This window comes from Secundilactobacillus yichangensis (assembly GCF_016861565.1).
Lineage (GTDB): Bacteria > Bacillota > Bacilli > Lactobacillales > Lactobacillaceae > Secundilactobacillus > Secundilactobacillus yichangensis.
Map to the genome: position 1 here is coordinate 25,262 of NZ_BOLK01000022.1, position 6,848 is coordinate 32,109.

The 6,848-nt window shown below is 45.2% G+C and carries 6 protein-coding genes; 2 read left to right on the plus strand and 4 right to left on the minus strand.

What is annotated here, in order from left to right; translation table 11 throughout:
• Positions 1–119 precede the first annotated feature (119 nt).
• On the plus strand, positions 120–1,397 hold the full coding sequence (locus JUE95_RS11930) for a homoserine dehydrogenase (protein WP_203651977.1): 1,278 nt from the start codon (positions 120–122) through the stop codon (positions 1,395–1,397).
• 137 nt (positions 1,398–1,534) lie between these two features.
• Here the strand turns inward: JUE95_RS11930 and cobT are convergent, their stop codons facing one another.
• The 3 genes from cobT to JUE95_RS11945 all read right to left on the minus strand — a co-directional run bounded on the left by cobT (position 1,535) and on the right by JUE95_RS11945 (position 5,321).
• The gene (gene cobT / locus JUE95_RS11935; protein WP_203651979.1) at positions 1,535–2,578 is read right to left on the minus strand and encodes a nicotinate-nucleotide--dimethylbenzimidazole phosphoribosyltransferase; all 1,044 of its coding nucleotides are present in this window, start codon (positions 2,576–2,578) and stop codon (positions 1,535–1,537) included.
• 178 nt (positions 2,579–2,756) lie between these two features.
• The gene (locus tag JUE95_RS11940) at positions 2,757–4,085 is read right to left on the minus strand and encodes a C1 family peptidase (RefSeq protein WP_203651981.1); all 1,329 of its coding nucleotides are present in this window, start codon (positions 4,083–4,085) and stop codon (positions 2,757–2,759) included.
• A gap of 54 nt (positions 4,086–4,139) precedes the next feature.
• On the minus strand, positions 4,140–5,321 hold the full coding sequence (locus tag JUE95_RS11945; RefSeq protein ID WP_203651983.1) for a multidrug effflux MFS transporter: 1,182 nt from the start codon (positions 5,319–5,321) through the stop codon (positions 4,140–4,142).
• 209 nt (positions 5,322–5,530) lie between these two features.
• Between JUE95_RS11945 and lepB the strand changes: the two genes are divergently transcribed.
• Positions 5,531–6,115: a signal peptidase I gene (lepB, locus tag JUE95_RS11950; protein ID WP_203651985.1), complete on the plus strand. Its 585-nt coding sequence runs from the start codon at positions 5,531–5,533 to the stop codon at positions 6,113–6,115.
• 233 nt (positions 6,116–6,348) lie between these two features.
• Here the strand turns inward: lepB and JUE95_RS11955 are convergent, their stop codons facing one another.
• On the minus strand, positions 6,349–6,540 hold the full coding sequence (locus JUE95_RS11955) for a hypothetical protein (protein ID WP_203651986.1): 192 nt from the start codon (positions 6,538–6,540) through the stop codon (positions 6,349–6,351).
• Positions 6,541–6,848: the final 308 nt, after the last annotated feature.

Consider the following 6,848-nt stretch of genomic DNA (forward strand, 5'->3'; position numbering starts at 1 on the left):
GGTGAGTTTTTTTATAGTTTAAATGCGTAGTTTCATGAGAATTTATCGGTAATTTTCACAAAGTTCTCATATTATTTGCTATACTAGCATGTATAGAATCAGACAAGGAGGGCCCGACTATGGATGAAATTAAAATTGGCCTTATTGGCCTTGGGACCGTTGGCAGTAGCGTTCTCAAAATGGTAACTGAAAATTCTGACAAGGTGCAAAACATCACCGGCCGCTACTTAAGCGTTAAAACCGTAGTGGTTAGGGATGTGGCTAAACACCAAAACGAAGTTCCAGAAGGGGTTACGGTCACTGATGATCTGAATACCATTGTGAATGATCCCGAAATCAAAATCGTGGTTGAAGTCATGGGTGGGGTTCATCCGGCTAAAGAAGTCATCACAACCCTGTTAAATGCCAAAAAGCACGTGGTAACAGCTAATAAGGACCTGATCGCATCTGCTGGCGAAGAATTAGCAGCCATTGCCAAGCAGAACCACTGTGACTTGATGTACGAAGCCAGCGTTGCCGGCGGCATTCCGATTTTAAGAACCATCGTTACCAGTTTTGCAGCGGATTACATCACGGAAGTTAAGGGAATCGTCAACGGTACGACTAACTATATTTTGACCCAGATGCAACGCAAACATTGGTCCTACGATCAAGCATTAATGAAGGCGCAGGAACTGGGTTTTGCTGAATCTGACCCAACTAACGATGTAGAAGGCATCGATGCCGCCTACAAGATGGTTATTTTGAGCCAGTTCTCATACGGTACCCACATCAAATTATCCAATATGTCCGTAGAAGGCATTTCAACTATCCAGCAAGAAGATGTCCAGCAGGCAGATGCCTTTGGCTACACAATTAAACTGCTGGGAATCGCGCGCCGAATCGACGACGGGGTTTTTGCTGAAGTTGGGCCAGTACTGGTTCCTCAAGATCATCCGTTAGCAACCATCAATAACGAAAATAATGCCGTCATGGTTACCGGTAAAGCCGTTGGTGAGACCCTGTTCTACGGCCCAGGTGCTGGTGGCCTGCCGACCGCTAACAGCGTGCTGAGTGACATCGTTTCCGTCACTAAAAACATTGCCCTCGGAACCACTGGTAATTCGTTTAACAACTATCAAAGCAAAGTAGGCAAAGTCGATCCTAACGATGTCATTTATCCCTACTACTTATCCTTGAGAATGCTTGATATCCCAGGTCAAATGCTGAAATTTACCCAAATTATGACTCAAATCGGTGCTAGTTTTAGCCAAATTGTTCAAACTAAAAACGACGATCAAACAGCTCGAGTAGTCATCATCACTCATGACATGTCAAAAGCACAGTTGCATGATTTAAAGACTTATTTAAGCAAGATCAATACCATGTCACTGCTGGCAGCATACAAAGTTTTATAACTTTAATACTTAAGCTACCAAAAAGACTGCGCCATCATAGATAAATTTTTTATCTAACTATGATGGCGCAGCCTTTTTACAACCAAATACTCATCAAACCAACAGTTGTTCATGCAGATTAACTTGGCAAAGTGTGCTTACCGCTTAAACCGAACATCAATATCCGCTAACGTATTCATGTGTGTCAATACCGATTGCATCGCGTCAATCAAACTCAGTGCTAAAACGGCACCGCTGCCTTCGCCCACTGCCATTTGAAGGTCTAGCATTGGCGTTAATTTTAACCAATCTAACGCACATTTGGAGCCAAATTCTCGTGAAAGATGGGAGGCAATTAAATGATCCTTCACACCCGGATCAAGCTTTTCAGCGATAATGGCTCCCGCATAGGACAAGAACCCATCCAAAATCAGCGGCACACCGCGCTCAGCAGCACATAGTATTGCGCCAGCCTTAGCACCGATTTCAAAACCGCCAACCTTACTCAAAACGTCAATTGGATCATCAGGATCAGGCTGCCAGTCAGCAATGGCTTTTTCAACCACCTTGGTTTTGTGAACCAACCGGTCAGCAGAAATTACCGAACCGCGGCCAACAACCTTAGCTGCTGGAATGCCCAGTAAAACACTGATAATAGCGGAGGCTGGGGTGGTATTACCAACGCCTAGTTCACCGATAAGCAATAAATCATTGCCCTCGTTAATGGTATCTTGGGCAACGTCATAACCTGCTTGAAGGCACTGAATCGCCTCATCACGAGTCATCGCCGGCTCTTCAGCAAGATTTTTAGTGCCCCAGTTAACCTTTTTATCGATAACACCGGTTCCACTAAGGTCGTGATCAACACCCACATCAACGACTTTTACGTCGCAGTGGTTGGCCATTGCTAACGATGCAACGGTCGTATGCCCCTCAAGTGTGTTGATGGATTGTTCCCAGGTGACTTTTCGCGGTGTGGCGGAAACACCGGCACGTTCAACGCCGTGATCGCCAGCAAAGACCAGAACACACCTTTTTTTCGTGCGGGGTGCGGTAGTTTGCTGGATACCAGCAAGGGTAATCATAAGTGTCTCAAGTCTGCCGAGTCCACCGGTGGGTTTGGCAAGACCATCAAGCTTAACCTTCATAGCATGACGTTTTTCTTCAGAAATAGGCGATAGTGTCGGTCTAACATTAAACATAGCGGTGCCCCCATTCAAAATTTACAAATTAGAGCTAGCCTACTACCAATTGAAAACGATTACAATCACTGGTCAAAAAGACAGCAATAATAGTTGGACGGTTATTAAAAAAGTCGGCAGAATATGATGCTATTTTGGAATTTTGGTAAAAATTGCCATCCGAAAAATCAAATTTAACTTACATCAACGGATCCCATGGCGCCAATTCAACTGGTCGATGGGTTAAGATCTCACGCTGTTCATCCGTTAGATACTTCTTATGGACAACGACTTCATAGACAAACTGATCCATCCAGTCATCCGTCATCACAAAGTAACCTTTCTCACCGTTTTTCTCGCCCCATGAATTTTCGACTTTCCAGCGGTTAGGATGTCCGTCTACTAAATTGACCCCGGTTAAGGTCATCGCATGGGTGACTTCGGCTTCGTGATACTCAAAGCGCTGCGCCTTATTCAGTGACAGATCGATCCCGAAAAGTTCAGCGCGGCGAAATAATTTAGCATCCAAGAAACCCTGTTCGCGGCTCATTTGTTGCAGCACATCGTTGCCAAACCAAACTGTTTCACCATCCTGTAATTGAGCAATAGCGGTTTGCTTCAAAACTGGCATATCAACGTTTAAGAACTGAATCTGCTTGCCGCCCACGATGTTTTCCTGGCTGGCTAACCGATAAAGTTCATTTAACGGCTTGTCTGGTGAATTTGTCACCACAACGTAGTCTTCTAAATCAGCGTCAAACTCCTGTTTGAAAAAGGCTGTGGGCGTTAAATTAGCCTGACGATGCCACTTTTTATCATTATCACGATATTCTAAATCAAAGGTAGCTGGCGGTTCACCAAAGGAATAAGCTGCCATTCGGTATACTTCGCCCACCATCTGACGGCGTTTTTCATCCAGCTGATCAGCACTGGCACCATTACGAACCAAGTCACGTAAAATAACCGCATCGTGCTTCATTTTCAAGGCCAAAGTGGCAGCAAAGGCACCGGTATGGTCAGTATTATAGGTTTCTGGCATGGCATAAGCTGGCATGACACCGTACTTTTCAACCAGTGCAGCAGCCATTGGCCATTGCCCGCCATCACCACCAGCCATTTTCAGGTAAAAGGCCACTTCACGATCATTAGGATCCTTATCGGCAGTGGCTAAAATGTGCTGATAAAACATATTAGCCCGTTCCACCTTATCCCAGAAAAACAGGTAATTTTGCGACAGTTCAAAGTTCTTCACGCGGTGTGACTGCTCAAACTTGTGCCGCAAGGTATTCAATAACGAAAATTCCCAGCAGCGGCCGCTCTGCTTCTGGTTAGTGACCGTCCCCGTCTCCAGTTCAACGGAAAATTCCCGGTGAAGGCGAACCTTTGCCTGAGGATCAGTAGCAGCAGCATTGACCCCGTTAGTCATGACTGCCCGGCTAATTACGGCAGCGTCTGGACGCTGATTTAATTCCCGATGATACTGCTTAAAATCACTTGCTGTTAATTCTGATGGATTTGTTTTGCTCATTAGTTAACCTCCTCAAACGTGTTTAAAATTAAGCAAACTCATTTTACTGCACTTTTAGTTACCCTGCACCCGACTCTTGTAAGACAGACCCAGCGCACCGAAACTGTAAATCAAAACCAGACCAGCCATCGGGGCATAACTTGCGGTACCGAACAGACCAACTAATGGTGATGAGATCCCGCCAAACGCATTTTGTGACAGTCCCACCAGCGCCGATGCACTACCAGCGTTTTGGGACGCCTGGTTCATGATAATCGAAGTCGTCAGCGTCAGCAGCATCCCAATGACGAGTACTAGGCACCACAGCAGCAATGCTACTGCAACCAGCGGAAACCGCAGCCATGAACCGATCAATAACGTTAGACTATCCAGCGATACCAAGACCATCCCGATCTTCATCTGGCTCACTTCGGACAGCCGATTCACCCGGCTTGGCAAACCGCTGCCAATGACGATTCCCAGGCCATTCATGGCGTAAATTAAGCTAAACGTCTGAGCGGATAGATGAAATAACTGCTGGTAGATAAAAGTTGATGCTGAAATATAGCTGAATAAGCAGCCATAGACCAGGCCGGTCACCACAATGCTGCGCATAAATCCAGGCAATTTTACTAGGTCACTAAAGGACTTAAAAGTGGTAAAGAGCGATCCCGTTAACCGCTTTTCGGGTACCAGCGTTTCGGGGATTCCGATGACAATCAGCCCTGAAAGTACCAGACCGATCACACCCAGGAGAATAAAAACGGCTTCCCAAGGGACAAATTGAATCATGTAGCCCCCGATAATCGGCGCAATAATTGGAAACACTCCGTTCACCGCATTTAAAATCGCGTAAAAATTGGTCAGCGCGTGGCCACTGAACAAATCTCGAGCCACGGCTCTGGAAAGCACCTGACCGCTGGCACCCGCTAGACCCTGAATAAATCGCATCACAATGAGCATGGTAATCGAATGGGTCAGCGCAATGAGAAACGAGGCTAGCGCAAACACTAAGAAACCGGCTAACAGCGGCTTTTTACGGCCGTAATGGTCACTGAGCGGTCCCGCAATCAGCTGGCCAAACGCCAAACCTAATAAACAAGCTGTTAAACTTAGTTGAATCAACGATGCGGAAGTCTGAAACTGACGCATCATTTGCGGTAAAGCAGGTAAGTATAAATCAATGGATAATGGCCCCGTGGCACTCAATGTACCCAATATTAAAATGAATCGAAGCCGGTGACGTTGCTCAGACATGTTGTAGGTCCATCCCTTCTAAATGGCATCATACCTACAATGATACGGGATTATTTACAAAATACTAGCAAAATCATTTACAAGCTGGTTAACATTATGATAAAAGACCGTGACATATTGTGACTTTTAACAGAAAAAGAGTAATATGAAGTGTATTTAACTAAGATAGCAGGGTCTGCACTGCATACCCTGGAAGGGATAGCAACTCAATGAAATTCATCAGAGAAATCGTGATACCAGTCATCATCGGACTCCTACTGGCATTCGGCTTGAAAAGTTTTGTCCTCTCACCGGTTCGGGTGGATGGCCCGTCCATGGAACCTAATTTAACGAATAACGAACGCGTCTGGATGTTTAAACAGGCGCAAATCAAGCATTTAAGCGTCGTCGTATTTGACGCCCATGGCGCTGATCCGGAAGCCGCGCCCGGTACCGATTACGTCAAACGCGTTATCGGTTTACCTGGCGACACCGTTTCCTTTGTAAACGACAGACTTTACGTGAATGACAAAGTGGTTGACCAAAGCTTTATCAGTAATCGTGAAGCAACTGCTGGAACTGGCAACCGCAACTGGACGTTGCAAACACTGGCAAAACAGTACGGCTGGGGTAAGCATGTGACAGTAGTTCCTAAGGGCGAATACTTCGTCTTGGGTGATCACCGCAGTGTTTCAAACGACGGCCGCTACTGGGGCTTCGTGAAAAAGAGCAAAATTGCAGGCGTGGTCAAAGTCCCATTCTGGACTGGCACCAAAACCCAGCGTGCAAACGTGAATGGTTTAGGTTACGAATAACTGACAAAAAGACTGTGCCATAAGTCTATATTGGTAAGTATTTCAATCAATTCTTAATCCAAATTAGTTGTAGCTGTACTTTGGCTTTATCCGAGTATATAGCCTAATTACGCTCCAAAACTTCAGATTCCGGCCATTTAACGCAAATAATGCCTATTCCGCAAAAACCGCGGAATAGGCATTATTTGCGTTAAATTCTGGAATCTACCTAGTTTTGTCACAGCTTGTTCGTTTTAAGAATTATGCTGCTGGTCTTTTTTAATTTGATGAGCCATTTTTTCTGCCTGCTGACGCTGACGTGATATATCCTTTTGCTTTCCCCTGACGTAAGCTGTGAACAATTCACCGTAATCAAGTTCATGATCACTGCTGGTGCCCCCTAGGACACGACGATTTGAACGTTTTTTCCCGAACCAATTTGCCATTGCTCATCCCTCCTCCAAGATGTTTATACCCGTATGATACCAGATTTCCTGAAGGTTGCGTAGCTTATGGTGAATTTGTAACGGAATAGGGACTTTTAACAAACTATTAACGGCTAACAATCAAAATAGCGCAGTGCAATCGAGTCATTGCACTGCGCTATTTTCTACCATAAGTCAAGTATGAAGCGACCTACGAGATGAATTTATTTTGATAATGTGTCGAAAATAGCGCACACTAAATAAGCCTTAGGCTTGTCTGATTTTTTAGATAATGGTACTCTATCTTTGATTAATGACGAGCTAAACAG

What these genes read in the sequence shown, in the direction of transcription:
- JUE95_RS11930 (WP_203651977.1), top strand. Translation starts at nt 120, where the DNA reads ATGGATGAAATTAAAATTGGCCTTATTGGCCTTGGGACCGTTGGCAGT.
- cobT (WP_203651979.1), bottom strand. Translation starts at nt 2,578, where the DNA reads ATGTTTAATGTTAGACCGACACTATCGCCTATTTCTGAAGAAAAACGT.
- JUE95_RS11940 (WP_203651981.1), bottom strand. Translation starts at nt 4,085, where the DNA reads ATGAGCAAAACAAATCCATCAGAATTAACAGCAAGTGATTTTAAGCAG.
- JUE95_RS11945 (WP_203651983.1), bottom strand. Translation starts at nt 5,321, where the DNA reads ATGTCTGAGCAACGTCACCGGCTTCGATTCATTTTAATATTGGGTACA.
- lepB (WP_203651985.1), top strand. Translation starts at nt 5,531, where the DNA reads ATGAAATTCATCAGAGAAATCGTGATACCAGTCATCATCGGACTCCTA.
- JUE95_RS11955 (WP_203651986.1), bottom strand. Translation starts at nt 6,540, where the DNA reads ATGGCAAATTGGTTCGGGAAAAAACGTTCAAATCGTCGTGTCCTAGGG.